Genomic DNA, 20,330 nt, shown 5'->3' with positions numbered 1-20,330 from the left:
CTCACCTCCAATTGAAATGCTGAGCTATAAAGACAGTAACACCACAAGTCATTGCAGTAACAAATCCTCCCCAGACTAAATCTATCATTGTAACCAACGAAGGCCAATCTTTAATTGTAGCTAGATTTGTTAAATCATATGTTCCATAGCATAGCACTCCTAGAAAAGCACCTGCTGAAATAGCGTAGATCAAACTATCTTTTTCAATTGCTGGATAAATAACAAAAAATAGAATACCAATAAGATATAATACATAAAAAACAACTGCTGGAATTATTTTAGTGGGGCCTAACAAACTACCTAACTGATCTTGATAGATTTTTTTAGCAATTAATAGTAGCCAGATAAAATCTAGAACTAGAAATATAACCGCTGCACTACTAAATAATTTTATAAACTGATTCATTTTAATTCCTCCTAATAAAAAATAGCACGATCACCTTATCAATCGATAAGTTTATCGTACCACGCTCTATTGTTTTATGAAAAAATTTTGCTTGGGAAATTTTTCTAACTCTTCAATTCCAATAGTTTACGGAAAAAAGAGGAGTCCGTTTTGTTCAAGCCTCCTCATCTTTTTTCATATCTTATTTTACGATCAATAAATCTAAACTAGCCAATGATAAAGACATTTTAGCAATACGGTTAAGTTCTTGCAAACGGTTTGCTTTAACTTTTTCATCTTCTACCATAACCATTGTTTCTTCAAAATATTGTTCGATCAATGGTCGTAAATTGACTAATGCTTGATAATTTTCTGACATAGTATTTTCATCAAACTTCTCTTCAATTTCATTTACTGCTTTGTGTAATGCTTTTTCTGCATTATTTTCAAATAAAGTCGCATCAACCTGACTATCTTGTTTTAATAGCTCGCGACCTTTTTTAGCTAAGTTAATCACTCGTGTCAATGCTTCCATTGAAGGTTTGAAATCATTATCCAGTAAATGTTTTTTCAGGATTGCTGCAGATGAAAACAGTTTGGCTAAGTCCTTTTGTTCAGATGAGATTACAGCATCAATCACATCATGACGTACATCTTTTGTCATCAATAATTGGCGTAGGCGCGCTTTCACAAACTCAATGACTTCTTCTTGACCTGTTGTCAATTGGATGCCAAATTTTTGACTATCCGCATTAACAGCTGCATCGATTTCCATCTGAAGTTGAACTAAGGGGAACTGCCACCCTTTATTTTCAACAATACGAATTACTCCATATGTTTGACGGCGTAACGCATAGGGATCATTAGAGCCGCTAGGGATCATCCCTACCGCAAAGAATGAAAATACACTATCAAGTTTATCAGCAATTGCTAAAACAGCACCCATTGCAGAAACAGGAAGTTCTCCTTCACTCGATGTTGGTAAATAATGCTCACGGATTGCCTGAGCTACTGCTGGTTTTTCTCCCTGAAGCAATGCGTATTTTTCTCCCATGATTCCTTGTAATTCTGGGAATTCACCGACCATATTTGTCACTAAGTCAAATTTGTAAATTTCAGAAGCACGTTTTAAATCAGCCAATTCTGCTTCTGATAGACCGACTTCTTTACCAATGATTTGTCCAATAACAGCCACGCGTTGCATTTTTTCGTAGATAGTTCCAATTTTTTCATGGAAAGTGACATTTTTTAATTTATTGACACATTCCTCAATTGACAACTTTTTATCTTCATTATAAAAGAATTCAGCATCTTCTAAACGAGCAATCAACACTTTTTCATTTCCCTTGATTACATTTTCAATATGAACATTATCCCCATTTCTAACAGAAATAAAGTGAGGTAATAATAATCCTTGATCATTACGAACATCAAAATAGCGTTGATGCTCTTTCATTGACGTAACTAATACTTCATCTGGAACAGAAAGGTATTTTTCATCAAAAGCACCCACAAAAGCTGTTGGGTATTCAACTAAATTATTAACTTCTTCCAGCAAATTCTCATCTAGATCCAGCTTCCAGCTGTTTTTTTCAGCTAATTGGTTCGCTTGATCAACGATCATTTTTTTTCTTTCATTAGGATCAACGATCACAAACTGTGCTTTCAGTTTTTCTTCGTACTCTTTTGAATGATCAAACGTCACATCGTCACCTAAGAAACGATGTCCGCGAGAGCGGTTCCCAGTGGTTACATCTAGAACAGAGAACGGAATCACTTCATCATCTAGTAAAGCTACGATCCAATGAATTGGACGGATATACTCAAAATCATAATTTGCCCAGTGCATTGTCACTGGAAAAGTTAAACTTGTAATAACATCTTTCAATCCTGCTAGCACATCAATCGTTTTTTGTCCTTGATTATGTTTCGTTACATAAACATATTCTACACCGTTCAATTCTTTAAAAGTGATTGCCTCTGTAGTTAAACCTTGACCTCTAACAAATCCTTCTGCAGCTTTGCTCCAATTTCCTTCGGCATCTTGAGCAATTTTTTTAGCAGGTCCTTTAATCTCTTCTTGCGTATCTTCTTGTTGTTCTGGCAATCCTGTCACACGTATGGCTAATCGGCGAGGCGTCGAAAAGCTTTGGACTGTTTCATAAGTTAATTTGTTTTCATCTAAAAACTTCACTATTTTATTTTCTAATTGTAAACGACTTGGGCTGACAATATGCGCTGGCATTTCTTCCAAGCCGATTTCAAGTAATAGGTCTTTTGCCATGTTATTTAGCCTCCTTACTAGTTTGATTGTCTTTGTTTAAAAGTGGAAATCCTAATTTTTCACGTTCTGCAACGAATATTTTCGCTACAGCTTTTGCTAGGTTTCTAATGCGAGCTAAATATCCAGCACGCTCTGTTACAGATACTGCACCACGAGCATCCAACAAGTTAAATGTATGGCTGCATTTTAAAATATAGTCATAAGCTGGATGTACAAGACTTTCATCAATACAGCGTTTTGCTTCTTTTTCAAATTTATCAAAGTTTTCTAAAAGCATCTCTTGATCACTGATTTCAAATGAATACTTAGAATGTTCATATTCTGGTTGATTGAAGATTTCACCGTATTTTACGCCTTCAGTCCATTCTAAATCATATACACTTTCTACTTCTTGAATGTATGAAGCAAGTCGTTCAAGTCCGTAGGTGATTTCAGAGGTTACAGGATGACAAGCTAATCCGCCCACCTGCTGGAAATACGTAAATTGAGTGATTTCCATGCCATCAAGCCAGACTTCCCAACCTAATCCCGCGCATCCCATAGAAGGATTTTCCCAATTATCTTCAACAAAACGAATGTCATGCGCCAACGGATCGATTCCTAACAACTCTAAACTTTCTAAATATAATTCTTGAATATTCTCTGGTGATGGTTTCATAACTACTTGAAATTGATGATGTTGATACAGACGGTTTGGATTTTCCCCATAACGACCATCTGCTGGTCTTCTTGAAGGTTCTACATAAGCCGCATTCCAAGGTTCAGGTCCGATTGCTCGCAAAAATGTATAAGGACTCATTGTCCCTGCTCCTTTTTCCGTATCATAAGCTTGCATTAGCATACAACCCTTTGATGACCAAAATTTTTGCAAGGTTAAAATCATTTCTTGTACAGTAAGTTTCTTTTCCATTGTGATCCTCCTAATTTAAATGTATAATCCGTTTTTTTCTGATACAATAAAAAACAATCGAGTAACGCTCAATTTTCATCACTGTGCGTTACCTATTACACAATAATTTTTTATAAAAATCTTAAGCAAAAAAAACAAAAAAGTCCCTATGCCTCTTAGAGACATAGGGACGAATAATCGCGGTTCCACCCTACTTCCGATAGTAACTATCGGCAGCTTCGTTTTAGTATACTCAAAAGCGCCCTTCAAAAGTTGCTTGTATCTGGCTCACACTTTCCCAGACTCGCTATAACAGCAGTTCTTCTTACTCTTCTTTTTCAACGTATATATTTAATTACTCTTTATGATAATCTTTGATCACTGAGATGTCAAATTATTTTTTAAGATTCAAACAGATTTTGAAAAAAATGCTCTTTTCTTTCAAAAATCATTAACCATTCTTGATATATTTTCGTTTCTTCTAGTGCGCGTTTGACGATTTTTCCATCAGTGAATTCATAGATTCTAGCATTTGGGAAAAATAATAACACTGGCGAATGAGTAGCAATAACAAACTGTGAATCAGCTTTGATTAACTCTTGCATCAAAACCATCAATTGTAATTGTGTACTGAGAGATAATCCAGTCTCTGGCTCATCTAATAGATAAAAACCTTGTCCAAAAAAGCGGCTTGAGACTAACTCATAAAAAGATTCTCCTCTTGAATAGGTATGAAGTTCGCGCTGGAAAACACCTTCACCTTGGTCGATCATTTCAATATCCGTCATTAAATTATAATAGGATTCTGCTCGATAAAAATAACTGTCTTTTGGATAATTTGGATACTTTATTGGTCGGCTTGCTTCTACTAGCAAAGATTGCTCTTCGTAAGAAACAAAACAATTATTTTTTGAACCACCTTCAAGATTCAAATCCATTAAGCCAGCTATGGTCTCTATTATCGTTGATTTCCCAGAACCATTTTCCCCTATCAAAAATGTAACTGGCTTATCGAAAATAAGTTGATTCAAATCATTTAGAATTGGTAAATTGAACGGAAATCGGGTTAAAGTTGTTACTTTATCGTATTTCAATCCTTTAAGATACAGTTTTGTCATCCTCTTAATCCTTTTTTTCCCGCTTAGGCAACTTCAATGTGTCTTCCCAACTTTTCATTTGATCGATAAACTTCTTACTCTTTAAATTAATTCCAACATATTCGTCGTACAGTTCGTCAATAGTTTTTCTAATAGCTGTTTTTGTCTCTGATTTAACATTGATATCCTGGACTTTATCATAAGAAACTGTTGAGAAAAGTCGAATAAAATGAATTGCTCTAGGATCTGCATGATATCGATGATCATCAAGATGCCAATGACGTTCACATAAAACGCCACTATATTTTGATGAATAATCAAATTTTCCACGAGTTTCTTGACAAACACTACAATGCTTCCACTCTGGAGTGATACCGAATCGACTTAGTAATTGAATTTCAAATATATTAGTAATAATTTCAGCGTCCTTATTTTCATTCAATAATTTCAAAGCTTGTTGTACAAAGTGATACAGATTAGGATCGTACGTCCGATCTTCAATGGCTGCATCAACTAAATTCAAAATATAAGTTGCATATGCATTCACAAAAATATCTTCCTGAATAACTCGAAGTGGATAAACATCTTTACTTCCATTTAAAAAAGATAACCCTTCTTCTCTAAAATCACCAATATATATAGCTTCTGTAAAAGGCAAAATAGCAGGACCAATTGGATTATTTTTGCGATGTGCTCCTTTTACGAAAAACATCAACTTACCAAAGGATTCTGTAAAAATTTTGACTAACTTATCTTTTTCTTTGTAATCTTTGGTAAATAAAATAATTCCTTTTGTTTCTCCTAAAGCCATACTTTCGCCTCCTTTGTATTCTAGTCTATTTTAGCAGAGATACAAGTAAAAGAACAATCCTGTAATAATACAGAATTGTTCTTTCATTTCTCATTAATAATCGTCTTTGCGATACCCGAAATCTTGTAAATGAACTTTTTTATCACGCCAGTCTTTTTGCACTTTTACCCAAAGTTCTAAGTAAACTTTGTCATCTAGTAAATGTTCAATATCTTGTCTGGCTTTTGTTCCGATCTGTTTAAGCATTTTTCCGCCTTTACCAATAATGATTCCTTTTTGGCTATCACGTTCAACGATAATCGTTGCTTGAATACGTACTTTATCATTCTCATCGCGTTTCATCGAATCAACTACAACTGCTACTGAATGAGGAATTTCATCTCTTGTAAGCAATAATACTTTTTCACGAACTAATTCAGAAACAATAAAATATTCAGGGTGATCTGTTACTTGGTCATCTGGAAAATACTGTGGGCCTTCTGGCATTTGATCTACTAAAACATCCATCAAACGATCCACATTATTTCCTTCTGTTGCTGAAATCGGTACAACTTCTGCAAATTCCATTTGGTTCGAATAATCTTCAATGATTCCCAAAAGTTGATCCGGATGAACCGTATCGATTTTGTTAATCACAAGATAAACGGGGCTAGTCATTGTCTTGAGGCGCTCAATGATGAAATCATCCCCTTTACCTCTTTTTTGATCCGCGCTAATCATAAATAACGTTGCATCAACTTCACGTAAAGCACTATAAGCTGTTTCAACCATGAAATCACCTAAGCGATGTTTTGGTTTGTGAATACCTGGTGTATCAATAAAAACAATTTGCGCTTCCGGAACTGTATAAATTCCTTGTATCTTATTTCTAGTTGTTTGAGCTTTATCACTCATAATCGCTATTTTTTGTCCGACAATTCGGTTCAATAAAGTAGATTTACCAACATTAGGTCTGCCTACAATTGCTACAAATCCGGATTTATGTGCTTCAGTCATTGTTTCTCTCCTCTATAAAAAATCTTGTAGTATCTGCCATATTTTTGGGACAAACAACAGCACTGCAATAACCACAGCAAATCCTGCTGTTAAAAGAACTGCGCCTGCGGCCATGTCTTTGATTTTTTTACCAATTGGATGAAAATGGAAATCGGTTACCATATCAACCACATTTTCAAACGCTGTATTAATAATTTCCATCACTAAAACAAGAAAAATCGCGAGTAACAACCACAACCATTCTGAGATAGCTAACTGAAAAACGAAACCAGCAATAATTGCTGCAACGCCCATCAAAAGATGCGTTCGCATGTTTCGCTCTTCCTTAAATACTGTTTTAATCCCTTGAAGAGCGAACTCTAAAGAAGCTATAAAATGTTTATTTTTCTCTGTCCGCTTATCTTTTGAGTCCATAGGCATCTAAAATCTCTTTCTGTAAACCAAACATTTCTTTCTCATCATCAGCTTCCATATGATCATACCCATTTAAATGTAAAAAACCATGTACCGCCAAAAAGCCTAATTCACGTTCAAAAGAATGACCATATTCTGCAGCTTGTTCCGCTGCTCGTTCGGTTGATATCATAATATCACCAAGATTTCTTGGAAAAGCTTCTGCTGCATCTTCAAAAATAATAGGCAGTTCATCTTCACCTTCTTCTTCCAATGCAAAACTAATAACATCTGTGGGAACATCTTTCCCACGATAATCTCTATTTATTACCTGAATACCTGAATTATCCATAAATGACACGGACATTTCAGTATCTTCAGATATTTTCAGAAAATCAGCTGCAAACTGCAACAGATTTTCTACTTCTTCTAGATTTTCTTTTGATAGATTCATTGTTTCATCAATGAATGAAATATCCATTAGTCATCTCTCTTTTCTTGTTCTTCTTTCATTTCTTCTGCTTCTGATTTCATTTTTGGATACTTGATCCTTGAATGGAAAGTACTACATAAACCATTTACCAGAGATTTTTCAACAATCCGAATTTCTTTCATTGTTAAACCACAATCATCCAACTGTCCATCTGAAATCCGATCTTGAATAACATTATGAACAAACGCTTGAATTTTATCATTTGTCGGATGATCCATTGCCCGAACAGCAGCCTCACAAGTATCCGCAATACTAACGATCCCTGCTTCTCTGGTTTGAGGTTTAGGACCCGGATAACGGAAATCTGCTTCAGAAATATCTGGATTTCGTTCTTTCGCTTTAATATAGAAAAACTTCATTAGAGTCGTTCCATGATGTTGATGACAAATATCAATCACCATTTCAGGCATATGATAGTCTTCTAAAATTTTTGCACCATCAATAACATGACCGAAAATAATTTGTTTACTATCTTCTGGTAACAAGAAATTATGTGGATTTTCTGCACCAGCTGGTAAGTTTTCTACAAAGAAGTTCGCATGCTTGATTTTTCCAATATCATGATAATAACAAGCAACTCGCGTCAATAATGAACGTCCGCCAATTTCAGCAACCGCATTCGCACTTAAACTAGCGACCATCATACTGTGATGGTAAGTCCCAGGTGCTTCTTCAAGTAATTGCTTCAATAACGGATGATTTGGATTACTTAATTCATTTAAAACAATCACACTGTCATCTGTTACAAGTAATTCAATATATGGATGAAGTCCCATTGTCGCAAGAAAAGACAATACAGTTCCAGCTAAAGCACAAATCATCATCGTCCACGATTTACCATCAAAAAAGCTCATACCTTGATAGACCATTAAAATAAAGTCCACACAAACAGGAAAAATAATGACCCAAAATACTGCAACTAATCCTTGTTCGCCAATGCGTGTCCTTTTTACTACAGTTGCCAACAGTCCAGAAAACATATAACTCACTATGATAATCGTCAATGAGTTTGTTCCTATAGAATTATAAAATACAAAAAGTGAAAAAATCACTTGGAAAACAGCTGCCAAAACACCGGCTCTTCGACTTACAAAATAATTTAATACAAGAGGAGTAAACGCTGCTGGGAAAAACAATGAGATATACATCATTTGTTCTGTTTGGAAAATCTGGAAAAATTTCATCAAGAGAACGCTTAAAGACATTGCGCCTACATAAAATAAGATAAAATGTCTACGTTTGCCTTCCTCTGTCACTTGTTTAGTAAAAAATAATAAAACAAAAACCTGCAAGACAATCGCTAAAGCTAGTGCTGCCATTGGGAATAACGAAGTACTTTGATTTGTCAACCCTAGCAGTTCAAGCTTTTCCATCGCTTTACTATCGATTTGAGTCCCTTCACGAACAATAATTTCCCCCTGATAAATCATAGCTGGAGGAACTGCATCCATTGCATTTTGACGCATTTCTTTAGTCTTTTTATCATTAGCAAAATCATTCGCTACAATACCTTCATTTACAATATAACGAATTTCTTGTTGCATTGTACTGGTAACATCAAGAAATTGAATCTTCTCAATTGCATTTTGTCGTATGCTATCCAAATCAGCTTCACGTACATGATCTTTCATCTTTTCATCTACGATTTTTAAGCTTTCAGTTTTTACTTGTTGAATCTGATTAGCATCTAATGAAAATATATTTTGATAAAATACAGTAGGAAATTTTTGGTAAAAAGCGACTTCATCTTGATCTAACGATTCGAATTGCGCTTTTAAGTTGGCTACTCTTTCTTCGATTGTTGGTTTGGGAATCGTTTCATCTTTTTTAGCCTTCGCTTTTCTCTCTTCATACTCTTTTTCTGTTTTTTCGTTTGCTGTAATGATCAGTTTAAATAATTTTTCAATTCGCTTATGCTGAATATCTGCTGTTTCTTCCTGATAAATATATTCAGGAGTAACTGCTTCAGCAGCTAATTTTTTCTTTTGTGCTGTTTCATACGTATTTTCAACATTTTTATTCGCACGAATTGTATTTTCAGCTAGTTGACCTTCTTTTATTTCTACTTTTTTCTGATGGACACTACCGAACATAATGATAAATAAAAAGCATGAAAAAATAAGTAAAAGTATTGGTATATAAGCTTTTCCAAGTTTATCACGTAATTTTAATAACGAGTATTTCAACGGAATTTTTCACTCCTTTCCGCAGGTTTAAAACTATTTTTGACTCTCTTTTTCATATGCTCTAATGATTTGAGCAACAACTGGATGTCTAACAACATCTCCAGCATCAAAATGAACAAATGAAATTTTATCGATCGACTTTAAGGTTCTTTCGGCATGAATCAAACCACTAGCGACGCCTTTAGGCAAATCGATTTGGCTTGTATCGCCATTGACGATCATACGAGAGTTAAAACCAAGTCTTGTTAAAAACATTTTCATTTGAGCAACGGTCGTATTTTGCGCTTCATCTAAAATAACAAAAGCATCATCTAATGTCCGACCTCTCATATAAGCTAACGGTGCAATTTCGATTACACCTCTCTCCATTAAGCGATTTGTGTGGTCCATACCAAAAACTTGGTATAACGCATCGTATACTGGGCGGAGATATGGATCAACTTTTTCTTTTAAATCACCTGGTAAAAAACCCAAACTTTCACCCGCTTCAACGGCAGGGCGCGTTAAAATAATTTTTTGGACTTCACCTTTTTTTAATGCTGACACAGCCATGACAACTGCTAAAAACGTTTTACCCGTTCCAGCAGGGCCGACGCCAAAAATAATATCACGTTTTCTAATCGCATCAATGTATTTTTTTTGTCCAATATTCTTGACTCTTATTGCTCTGCCATGGTGGTCTTTTAAAATTTCTTCTTCATACATTGTAACAAACTTATCTAATTCTCCGCTTTTCGCCATTTTTAAAGCTGAAACAACATCTGGCGTACTGACTTTGATTCCACGTTGAATCAAAACTTGCAAAGTTTTGATAACAGAAGCAACCAATTGCACTTCGGCTTCTTCTCCTAGTAATTGAATCATTTCTCCACGTGTGTTGATTGTCACAGCTGTATTTTCTTCTAAATACTTTATATGTTTATCATGGGTTCCTAAAAGCATACTCACATCATCAGAATCATTTAACTTTAATTCCAAAGATATTGACTGATTTTCTGTCAAAAAATACCCATCTCCTTTATTTTTTCATTCTCTACAATCATACCATAATATTTATTTATAAAAAAGAAGTAGGTTAAGATTAAAAACCTTAGAAATGATTCTTTTAATATGATTGCACCATTATTGTTTATTCCAACTCAAAAAAGCTGCTTAAAACTAGAAACGTTTTAAGCAGCTCTCTACTCTTCATGTAATTCTGATTAGTAATCATTCACTTAATTCTTCTTATGGAGCATCTTCCAAAGTAAATTCTAGTGTCGCTTGATAATCACCATTTCTGGCAACGGCTGATTTCGATTGATCTAATTCTAATAGCATACCTGTATCCTTTGACCAACTCTTTGTTGTTTCATTAGGTAAATCTGTAGAACTTTTTAAAATAGGATAGTTTTCTCCGTTTATAAAAACAGGCTCACTTGTGGTTGTATCTTTAAAAATTAGAATGCCTTTTAATATGTGTTTTTGACCATCTTGTTCTAAAGAAAAATCGTCTTTAATCCGCATCGAAAGTTGCCAGTCTGCTCGCACAGTATTATTTCTTTGATCGTCGACTGTTATATCCCATTGATTGTTTTTTCTAGGAATTATTTGTGTTTTCTTTGATTGTATAGGTACATTATCAAATTCTAACAGTTTAGGGACAGTAACTGACAAATTCCCACTAGGTATATAATTTACTTTTACTGAAATTGTTTCAGATACACTTCCACTAGTCACTTTAATTTTATAGCTCTTCTCCTCGACTTTAGCACTATCCCATGTGTCTAACAATTCAACAGTATAATCCTCGTCTATACCCTTCCCGTCAATCTGGACATTTTTCACCCATTTTTTTATCTTTGCAGCACTTGGCTGATTATCCCCTATATAATTTGTTTGATCAATAGCAGTCGCACTTAATACTGAAAAAAATGTAGTATTCAGTTTCCCATATACAGTATCATTATCACCTAATCCTGGATACTTCGTATTAAGATCAGTTTTTGATTTAAACTTCACTTTGAAAGACTTTGATCCTGGAGCACTACTATCATAATCCTCAATAGTCGCATCATACTGGGTTGAGTCAATGGCTTCTATTTTGGTATCCCCATCATACACATAGACCTTGTTATCAAACAACTTAGCTGTTGGTGCCACCGTATTTACTGGCTGATTTTCCCAAGTAACATCATCAGCAACTAACTTATACTTCGCTTTTCTATAATAATATTTAACTGTTTGAGCGGAACTTTTAAAAATACCTTTAACTGGATTAGTCGTAACTTTTTTTCCGTCTAATGTAGCATAATCTAAAACATAACCATCTGAGTATGTTTTTAGCGGTGCAGACCAAGAACGGCCTAAACTAGTAGCTGGGATGTCCACTGTACCATCTTTCGTCTGATCTTTATAATATTCTACTGCCACTGACTTTGGTTCTCCAGTGTTCTCAGTAATTGCTCCGCTATCATCAATTGCTCCTGGTTCTACCCAGGGAGCTTTTATTTCTGCCCAACTTTTTTTTTCTTTAGGTAGCTTTATCCGCAAGCTCAGAGTCAATAATTCAGCTGAGCTTCCAGTTTTCCGTTCAACGTAAATATCTTTCCACTCTGTATTGTCTGAAGTCCCAGTCTGAAATACCCCTCCACTTCCAGAAATTTGTTTTCCTTTATATACACGTGCTTCAATTAGTTCAGCGTTAGCTCCATTTCCAGGTAACCGGTAAGACATACCAAATCTGAATAATGTATTCGGTTTTATCATTACATTTTGTGCGATTACAATACCGAAATCTGATTTCCTGTTTGCGTTTGTCCCATCGTAATCAAAACGTAATGTTTTGGTATTCTCATCATACTTAGGACTGATTAATTCCCCTAAATCTACTTGATTGGTAGGATCATTTACAGTATATACGCTGGCTATAATACTATTTGTATAGGCCCATTCGTTAATCTTATTATTCAGCTCAAAGGGTATAGCCTTCCACTTTTGCATAGTACCAGAAATTTGAGGTGTTGGACCAATTGGAGTTACTCCACCTGGAAATCCCCACATCCCAATGAACATAGACCATCCTGGAATATTAGTTGTATTATTTCCATAATAAAAGTACGGATTGTTAAGGAAATTTTCGCTACTCTTCAGGTTACTATACATTCTTACATGATAATCAGTTGTCGTATCAGAAGTAATAGTCATTACGTCAGATATATGCTCATACAACACTCCCCCTTTACTAGCTGCCGTTTCCTTGTCTGTTCCACTATAAGCCGGTGGCTCAACATAACCTGTTGGTACAGAAACCACTCTAAAACGAAAAGCTAAATTATCCTCTTTTCCACCTTTTTCCTTAATTAATTTCACTAGAGATTCCGGCAATACAATTTGCCCATTCGAATCCGTTTTTCGAATATTTTCATTATTAAATGTTGTCCATGTACCATTGTTCATCTTCTTCTGCAATATAACACCAACGTCTGCCAGTGGTTTTCCATAATTATCTGTTTCAGTTAAAGTTATTGCAATCTCATTTCCAGTTGTACTCCTATTTCCTATGTTTTGTTCTTTTTGTTGTTTATCATCGGTTATGTATTGAATATTATTACTTTTTACAATAGATGTTTCCTTATTTTCAGGTTCTTTCTGCGCTACTATTCTTGTCATTTTCGCATTTAAAACCATAGTTAACATTAATAAAAATATACTCGACACGATAATTTTGACAAACATTTTTCTTTTGCTTTTCATTTCTTCCTCCAAATTTAAATAAAAATTTAACGAAATAATTGTAACATGTTCTTCATTATTATACCATATTTATTTCACTTTAATTTAAAAAATATTTCGAAAAGCCGAATTAGAAACCTACTCAGATAATAAAAAAAACAGCAGATAAAATCTGCTGTTTTTTTTATTATCTGTCTTGTAATAACTCTTTTACAATTGCATTGACTTGATTTCCGTCTGCTTTGCCTTTGACTTCAGGCATCACAGCACTCATAACTTTACCAAATTCTTTTGGCGAAGTCGCACCAGTCTGATTAATTGCCATTTGAACTACCTGACGAATCTCTTCTTCTGAAAGTTGCTTTGGCATATATTTTTCAACAATTGTGATTTCGATTTTCACTTTGTCAGCAAGATCGTCACGTCCCGCTTTTTCAAACTCTGATAAAGAGTCTCTGCGTTGTTTCATCTCACGAGACAAAACTGTTAACTCTTCTTCTCCGTCCAAATCACGGCTAGTTTTAATCTGCTCATTTTGAATGGCTGCTTTCAGCATACGAAGTACAGATAACGTATCTTTATCTTTTGACTTCATAGCTGTTTTGATATCGTCATTCAATGTTGTTAGTAATGACATACAACCAACTCCAATTCATCGAAAACTAGAATTTTTTACGTTTTCTAGCTGCTTCAGATTTTTTCTTACGCTTTACACTTGGTTTTTCGTAGAATTCACGTTTACGAGATTCTTGTAAAGTACCCGCTTTTGAAACGGAACGTTTGAAGCGACGAAGAGCATCGTCAAGAGATTCGTTTTTACGAACGACAGTTTTTGACATGTTAATTCCCTCCCTCCGAGCTTAAAAAGTAACCGTTTTTTATATTTATGAATTGTTTGCACAAAAATAAAATACCGTTCTTTTTACATTATATCGAATCGTTATTTTAACGTCAACCTTTGTATTGAAAAAATACATAAAAAAGTGCCAAAATGAGTAAAGTTTTACACACATTTGAAATATTCAGATCTTTTTCAGAAAAAAATGATCAGAGACACTCTTCACAGCGACCAAAAATCTCAAATCGATGGCCTTCTATTTCACATCCACTTAATTGTTCTTTAAAAAAGTCCATCGGGCACATATGAATTTCTTTTGTCTTTCCACAAACTGTACAAATAAAATGATGGTGATGTCCTACTTCTTGGCAACAATGAAAACGAAACTTCTTTTCTCCGTTCAAGTCAGTTGTTTCTAGCAAATTAAATGTTTCAAAATCATGTAAGTTCCGATAGATAGTATCGTAGCTGACTCCCTTATATTCTTGGTTCATAAATTCATAAACTTCTTTAGCTGAAATATAGCGATTTCTTCTAATTAGATATGTGATCATTGCTTCTCTTTTTTTTGTATATTTCAAGCCATGCTCTTTCATCACTGCAAGCGACTGCTCTACTTTAGAATTTGATTGCATTTTTTGCTGACCTCCCGTTTTAAATCAGAATCATTACGAATAAGATTCATGAAGGTATGGTATAATAAATTTATAAAAAAAGCAAGAGAGGAATCATACTATGACAACAAATGAACAAAAAAAATGCGTGACAATCTTTGTTATTTCTGATTCAGCAGGTGAAACTGCTTCGAAATTAGCAGCAGCTTCTATGGCTCAGTATCCCACTGTTGATTTTTCACTATTCAGGAGAACTTTCGCAAAAGAAGAAGACAAGCTAAGAAAAGCATTGGAAGATGCAAAACGTGAGAACGCCATGGTTCTACATACGATAGTTAACGACCACCTCGTAAAAATTGCCAATGATTTTTTTGAAGAACACAATTTATATCACTTCGATATATTAACGCCACCTGTGGCAGAAATCGAACGCCTTACTGGCATTGCACCTACCAGAGAACCTGGAGCTTTGCATCATTTGAATGAAAATTATTTTAAACGAATCGAAGCCATGGAATTTGCCGTAAAATATGATGATGGCAAAGATCCTAGAGGTTTCTTGGAAGCAGATGTGTTGTTATTAGGCGTTTCTAGAACCTCAAAAACTCCACTTAGTTTATTTTTAGCAAATAAAAATTTGAAAGTAGCAAACTTGCCGCTGATTCCTGAGGCTCATTTACCAAAACAATTATGGGAAACAAACCCTAAAAAAATTGTGGGATTAACAAATGATCCAGACATCTTAAATGGTATTCGTAAAGAACGGATGAGAACTTATGGATTGCCTGCTGATACTTCCTATTCGGATATTGAAAAAATCAGAAAAGAGTTAAGCTTTGCAAATGACTTATATGAAAAACTAGGCTGTGTGGTTATCAATGTCGCGTCCTTATCTATAGAAGAAACGGCTTCAATGATTTTAAATGCTTTGAATTTGGAAGACCATAGTTATTATGCAACCGAAAGTCCAGAAGCTTAAACAAAAAAAACGAAGAGTCGTGAGGTTTATATTCCACACTACTCTTCATTTTTTTAAAACACTTGTATTCCTTCTTGGTCTATTGATAACACATTGATAGCAGCTGAAAGAGGTAACTTTTCTAATTCATGAACCATTTGATTCGTTTTTTCCTCAGGAGATAAAATCAAAACTGTTGGACCTGCTCCACTTAAAAATGCGCCGTAAGCTCCAACTTTATGACTAAGAGATCTGATTTGATCCAAATGAGGAACTAATTTTTTACGATAAGCTTCATGCCACCGATCTTTTTCCATCATTAATCCTGCTAATGGTAAATTACCATTCAAAATTGCCGCAATCATTACATTCGCAATCGAACTCGCTTGTACTGCTTCTTTATAAGGAATGGAAGTCGGAAGTACACTGCGGCTTTCAGAGGTTAACAAATGCGCTTCTGGGATGTAAGCAATGACATCACACATTGGAAAATGGTGTTTCACTGAGTGAACTTCTCCATCAACATAACTTGCAACGACAAAATCTCCACAGATAGCAGGAGCAACGTTATCCGGATGCCCTTCCATCTCTGTTGCTATCTGCACTTTTTCTTTTTGAGATAGATTCAGATTGCCTAAACGATTGGCAAGCTCAATCCCACCCACGATCACACTAGAACTACTACCTAACCCTCTAGCTAAAGGGATATCTGAGGTCATTTTCAACACTTTTGGTGAAAGGTTCGGCGCAACTTTTAATGCTGTTTGAATCAATAAATTCGTTGCATCGTTTGGGATATCAGAACCTAGCGAATGCATAATTTTCCAATCTTGAGCATTTTCCAAGACTTCAATATTCAGATAGTGTGATAAGGCAATACCACAGGAGTCAAACCCCGGACCTAGATTTGCACTGGTTGCGGGAATTCTTATTTTCATAGTTCTGACACTCCATTACGTAAATGCATGCGCATTTCTTCTAAATCACTCATTTTAGATATTTCTACATCTGTTGCGTTGATTGCTGTATCAGGATCTTTAAGACCATTCCCAGTGAAAACAGCTACTACCGTCTCACCTGGTTTGATTTTCCCGCTTTTCACATGTTGGATCACACCAGCTAGAGAAGCAGCCGATCCTGGTTCAACAAATACACCATCTTGTGCAGCAACTTTACGATAAGCATTCAGAATTTCTTCATCAGTTACAGAATCGATATGTCCTTTTGATTCATCACGTGCAGCTTCTGCTAATTTCCAACTTGCAGGGTTACCGATACGAATCGCTGTTGCAATGGTTTCAGGTTGTTCAATCACTTCTCCTTTGACGATTGCAGCCGCACCTTCTGCTTCAAAACCATGCATTCTTGGTAAATCTGTGCCTTTTTTGTCATGCCATTCTTTAAAGCCTTTCCAATAAGCTGAAATGTTCCCAGCGTTACCCACTGGAATTGCTAAGACATCAGGTGCTTGGCCTAATTGTTCACAGACTTCAAAAGCAGCTGTCTTTTGGCCTTCTAAACGATAAGGATTTACAGAATTTACTAAAGCTACAGCTTCTGTTTTAGCAATATCACGTACGGCTTTTAATGCCTCATCAAAATTTCCCGGAATCGAAATGATATCTGCCCCATAAATAATTGCTTGAGCTAGTTTGCCCATTGCTATTTTCCCATCTGGAATAACAACATACGCTTTAACACCGGCTCTTGTAGCATAAGCAGCTGCAGCCGCACTCGTATTCCCAGTTGAGGCACAAACGATTGCTTTGGCTCCTTCTTCAACAGCCTTAGCAACAGCCATGACCATTCCTCGATCTTTAAATGAACCAGTTGGATTCAATCCTTCATATTTCCCATATAAATTGATTCCTAGCTCTTTTGATAAACTATGCAATGGAATCAACGGAGTATTTCCTTCAGCCAGTGAAATCATAGGCGTTTTATCTGTGATTGGTAAATAGTCTTTGTATTGTTTTAGTAATCCTTCGTACATTGTTTAATCCTCCAATACTTTAAATGTGTTTAATAGTTCGAATTCTTCAGTGGATTCGATTTCTTTGGTCACTTGCTTCATTTGCTCTTTTGTAATTGTATGTGTAATCGCAACGATTCTAGCTCTAGTACCATCAGATTTTTGCTGAACTAATTGATCAAAACTAACATTTGCTTCCGTCATTACCTGTGTTAATTTTAAAATTTGACCGCGACGATCTGGTACTTCAATTGAAAAATAATACTTTCCTGAAATCGTTGCATCTGCAGCTAATTTTGTATCATGTTGATAGGAGTTAAACATATGACCAGTTGTTCCCAAACGGATATTTTTGGCAATCGTGATGATATCACTGACAACGCTTGTTGCAGTAGGTTTTGCTCCTGCACCTGGACCATAATACATTGATTCACCTACACCAGAACTTTCAATAAAAACAGCATTAAATTCATTACGAACAGAAGCAATTGGATGCGATTTTGCCACAAGCATCGGACCTACTTCAACAGCGATACTTCCCTCTTGATTTTCAGAAGAACCAATCAACTTCACTTCATACCCTAATTGAGCGGCCATTTCAACATCATCTAAAGATAAGCCACGAATACCACGCGTATCAACTTGATCTAGTCTAATATTCATTCCAAAAGCAAACTGGCTTAAAATCACCATTTTATATGCTGCATCGATACCATCCACATCATTTGTTGGATCAGATTCGGCAAAACCTAATTCTTGAGCTTCTTTTAATGCTTGCTCGTAAGATTTCTTCTCAGATACCATTTGTGTCAGCATATAGTTCGTCGTTCCATTTACGATGCCTAACACTTTTTGGATATTGTCAGCTGCTAAACTATTAGCAATCGTCCGCAAAATCGGGATACCACCTGCAACACTTGCCTCATAATAAAGGTCGCAATGATTTTTTTGCGCTAACGCAACAAGTTCACTACCGTGTTGTGCTAAAAGATCTTTGTTTGCAGTTACGATATGTTTACCATTTTCTAGTGCTTTGGTAATGAAGGTTTTTGCTGGTTCTATTTTTCCGATTAATTCTACAATAATCTTGATTTCATCATCATTGATAATATCTTCAATATTTGTCGTGAGCTGAATATCAAATTTCTCAGCCAGACGCCTTTTTTCTTCTTCGTCTCGGACTAATGCTTTTGAAATAGCGATTTCCATCCCCGTAACTTGCGAAATCTTTTCTCGATGTTCTTGTAAAATTGTTGGTACACCAGATCCGACTGTTCCCAATCCCAGTAAACCAACTTTCAGTTTTTCCTTCATTCTTCTTCCTCCAACTATAAAATTAGAAACGTTTCATTTTTTTCTAATAAAACATGTTTCTAGTATACCCAACTGACGTAAAAAAAACTACCCTTTTCTTTGAATTTCCCAAGGGAATCCTAGAAAAGGTGAGCTATTGGTGTTTGATGTGTTCAAATGTTTGGTTAAGAATATCAATTACATGATGATCATCTAACGTATAATAAATTGTTTTACCTTCACGTCTGGATCTTACTACGTGGCTATCTCGTAATAGTTTTAATTGATGAGAAACGGCCGATTGTTCCATCGATAGCTGTTCTCCGATCGCCGTAACATTCAATTCTCCTTTTTTTAACAAAAGTAAAATTCGCAACCTTGTTGGATCACTCAACACTTTATATAATTGACTTACTTTTTGAATCTCTTCTATTTCTTTCATCGCTGAGCTTCCTTTCATCTTTTCCTCTTGCTTATTATAACAAACTTTTTTCAAAAGAGGATAGATTTTTCCTTTCATTCATTAAAGGTTAAAAAAACGGGGTTGGGTCATAATCCTGTGAGTCCCAACCCTATCTTTCGTATTCATTTTTTAACTATTCGCTTGTTTAACTGCGTCAATCACCGCATATCTAAAGCCATTTTTCTCTAATGCTGTGACACCTTTAATCGTACTACCACCAGGTGATGTTACACCGTCTTTTAATTCTCCTGGGTGTTTTTTTGTTTCGAGCGCTAACTTAGCAGAACCTAACATCATTTGAGCTATAATTTCATATGAAAGAGAACGAGGCATACCTTCTAGAACAGCCCCATCTGCTAATGCTTCCATAAATATATCAACAAATGCCGGGCTGCATCCAGCAACTGTTCCAAAAGTTCCTAAGATATTCTCATTGACTTCTTCAACTTTTCCTAACGATTCCAGTATACGAGTTGCCTCAGCTTTCACTTTAGCAGGCATATTTTCAGCAAAAACCGTACCGATCATCCCTGCGTTGACACTAACAGGTGTGTTTGGAATGGCGTGTACAACATGGACTTGTTCACCCAACACGGCTTGAGCTTCTTTGACAGTATGACCTGTCGCAACTGAAATCAAAATTGTATCTTTCGTCATACTCGGTGCTGCTTGTTTTAAAATATCTAATACGATTTTAGCCCCTGTCGCTATAAAAATCACTTGACATTCTTTCAAAGTCTCATAGTCTTTGATCAATTGAAATCCAAGTTTTTCTTGTAACGTTTCAGCTGTACCACTTGAACCGCCCTTTACAAATAAATTTTCCGGTGCTACCATTTTAGCTTTTAGCAGACCTTCAATCATAGCACTTCCCATGTGACCTGCGCCAATAAATCCAATGTTCATCTCTACCACTCCTTATACTATTACAATGAAAGGACTGA

At 35.5% G+C, this 20,330-nt stretch carries 20 protein-coding genes and 1 other annotated feature; of the genes, 1 reads left to right on the top strand and 19 read right to left on the bottom strand.

Annotation, left to right across the window (positions count from 1 at the left end; all coding sequences use genetic code 11):
• Position 1 precedes the first annotated feature (1 nt).
• From IGJ02_RS07450 to IGJ02_RS07385, 14 genes are all read right to left on the bottom strand, one after another.
• Positions 2-406 (bottom strand): DUF2177 family protein, encoded by a 405-nt coding sequence (locus tag IGJ02_RS07450; protein ID WP_430603905.1) that lies wholly within the window; start codon positions 404-406, stop codon positions 2-4.
• A gap of 181 nt (positions 407-587) precedes the next feature.
• The gene (gene glyS / locus IGJ02_RS07445; protein WP_430603903.1) at positions 588-2,669 is read right to left on the bottom strand and encodes a glycine--tRNA ligase subunit beta; all 2,082 of its coding nucleotides are present in this window, start codon (positions 2,667-2,669) and stop codon (positions 588-590) included.
• Between the two features lies 1 nt (position 2,670).
• Positions 2,671-3,579, bottom strand: a complete 909-nt coding sequence (gene glyQ / locus IGJ02_RS07440) for a glycine--tRNA ligase subunit alpha (RefSeq protein ID WP_010761203.1) — start codon at positions 3,577-3,579, stop codon at positions 2,671-2,673.
• Positions 3,580-3,741: 162 nt separating this feature from the next.
• Positions 3,742-3,909 (bottom strand) — a binding site (T-box leader).
• Positions 3,910-3,959: 50 nt separating this feature from the next.
• Positions 3,960-4,676 (bottom strand): AAA family ATPase, encoded by a 717-nt coding sequence (locus IGJ02_RS07435; RefSeq protein WP_430603901.1) that lies wholly within the window; start codon positions 4,674-4,676, stop codon positions 3,960-3,962.
• A 4-nt stretch (positions 4,677-4,680) separates the two neighbouring features.
• Positions 4,681-5,466, bottom strand: coding sequence for a DNA repair protein RecO (recO, locus tag IGJ02_RS07430; protein WP_430603900.1), 786 nt, complete (start codon positions 5,464-5,466; stop codon positions 4,681-4,683).
• A 93-nt stretch (positions 5,467-5,559) separates the two neighbouring features.
• On the bottom strand, positions 5,560-6,462 hold the full coding sequence (era, locus tag IGJ02_RS07425) for a GTPase Era (protein ID WP_010761200.1): 903 nt from the start codon (positions 6,460-6,462) through the stop codon (positions 5,560-5,562).
• A 12-nt stretch (positions 6,463-6,474) separates the two neighbouring features.
• Positions 6,475-6,876, bottom strand: coding sequence for a diacylglycerol kinase family protein (locus IGJ02_RS07420; protein ID WP_430604087.1), 402 nt, complete (start codon positions 6,874-6,876; stop codon positions 6,475-6,477).
• Positions 6,860-7,336 (bottom strand): rRNA maturation RNase YbeY, encoded by a 477-nt coding sequence (gene ybeY / locus IGJ02_RS07415; RefSeq protein WP_010761198.1) that lies wholly within the window; start codon positions 7,334-7,336, stop codon positions 6,860-6,862. Before ybeY ends, IGJ02_RS07420 begins: the two co-directional genes overlap by 17 nt.
• Complete coding sequence (locus IGJ02_RS07410; RefSeq protein WP_010761197.1) at positions 7,336-9,534, bottom strand: HD family phosphohydrolase; 2,199 nt, start codon at positions 9,532-9,534, stop codon at positions 7,336-7,338. Before IGJ02_RS07410 ends, ybeY begins: the two co-directional genes overlap by 1 nt.
• Before the next feature lie 33 nt (positions 9,535-9,567).
• Positions 9,568-10,536, bottom strand: coding sequence for a PhoH family protein (locus IGJ02_RS07405; protein ID WP_430603899.1), 969 nt, complete (start codon positions 10,534-10,536; stop codon positions 9,568-9,570).
• A 225-nt stretch (positions 10,537-10,761) separates the two neighbouring features.
• Positions 10,762-13,269: a hypothetical protein gene (locus tag IGJ02_RS07400; RefSeq protein WP_430603897.1), complete on the bottom strand. Its 2,508-nt coding sequence runs from the start codon at positions 13,267-13,269 to the stop codon at positions 10,762-10,764.
• 166 nt (positions 13,270-13,435) lie between these two features.
• Entirely contained in the window at positions 13,436-13,885 is a 450-nt protein-coding gene (locus IGJ02_RS07395; protein WP_010761194.1) for a GatB/YqeY domain-containing protein, read from the bottom strand.
• Between the two features lie 25 nt (positions 13,886-13,910).
• A complete protein-coding gene (rpsU, locus tag IGJ02_RS07390; protein WP_002356740.1) occupies positions 13,911-14,087 on the bottom strand; it encodes a 30S ribosomal protein S21 in 177 nt (58 codons plus the stop codon).
• A gap of 208 nt (positions 14,088-14,295) precedes the next feature.
• Positions 14,296-14,721 carry a Fur family transcriptional regulator gene (locus IGJ02_RS07385; RefSeq protein WP_430603896.1) on the bottom strand — a complete coding sequence of 142 codons (426 nt, stop codon included), beginning with the start codon at positions 14,719-14,721 and terminating at the stop codon, positions 14,296-14,298.
• 100 nt (positions 14,722-14,821) lie between these two features.
• Here IGJ02_RS07385 and IGJ02_RS07380 point away from each other — a divergent pair, with 100 nt between their 5' ends.
• Positions 14,822-15,679 (top strand): pyruvate, water dikinase regulatory protein, encoded by an 858-nt coding sequence (locus tag IGJ02_RS07380; RefSeq protein WP_010761192.1) that lies wholly within the window; start codon positions 14,822-14,824, stop codon positions 15,677-15,679.
• A 53-nt stretch (positions 15,680-15,732) separates the two neighbouring features.
• Here the strand turns inward: IGJ02_RS07380 and thrB are convergent, their stop codons facing one another.
• The 5 genes from thrB to proC form a co-directional block, all read right to left on the bottom strand.
• The gene (thrB, locus tag IGJ02_RS07375; RefSeq protein ID WP_430603893.1) at positions 15,733-16,596 is read right to left on the bottom strand and encodes a homoserine kinase; all 864 of its coding nucleotides are present in this window, start codon (positions 16,594-16,596) and stop codon (positions 15,733-15,735) included.
• Positions 16,593-17,651, bottom strand: coding sequence for a threonine synthase (gene thrC, locus IGJ02_RS07370; protein ID WP_430603891.1), 1,059 nt, complete (start codon positions 17,649-17,651; stop codon positions 16,593-16,595). The genes thrB and thrC overlap by 4 nt, the downstream gene beginning before the upstream one ends.
• 3 nt (positions 17,652-17,654) lie before the next feature.
• Positions 17,655-18,944: a homoserine dehydrogenase gene (locus tag IGJ02_RS07365; RefSeq protein ID WP_010761189.1), complete on the bottom strand. Its 1,290-nt coding sequence runs from the start codon at positions 18,942-18,944 to the stop codon at positions 17,655-17,657.
• 133 nt (positions 18,945-19,077) lie between these two features.
• A complete protein-coding gene (locus tag IGJ02_RS07360; RefSeq protein WP_010761188.1) occupies positions 19,078-19,383 on the bottom strand; it encodes an ArsR/SmtB family transcription factor in 306 nt (101 codons plus the stop codon).
• Between the two features lie 132 nt (positions 19,384-19,515).
• Positions 19,516-20,292 (bottom strand): pyrroline-5-carboxylate reductase, encoded by a 777-nt coding sequence (gene proC, locus IGJ02_RS07355; protein ID WP_010761187.1) that lies wholly within the window; start codon positions 20,290-20,292, stop codon positions 19,516-19,518.
• Positions 20,293-20,330 lie beyond the last annotated feature (38 nt).

Origin of the sequence: Enterococcus sp. DIV0724b (genome assembly GCF_050531475.1) — a bacterium.
GTDB classification, from domain to species: Bacteria; Bacillota; Bacilli; order Lactobacillales; family Enterococcaceae; genus Enterococcus_L; species Enterococcus_L haemoperoxidus.
This window is presented reverse-complemented; position numbering and strand designations above follow the sequence as displayed.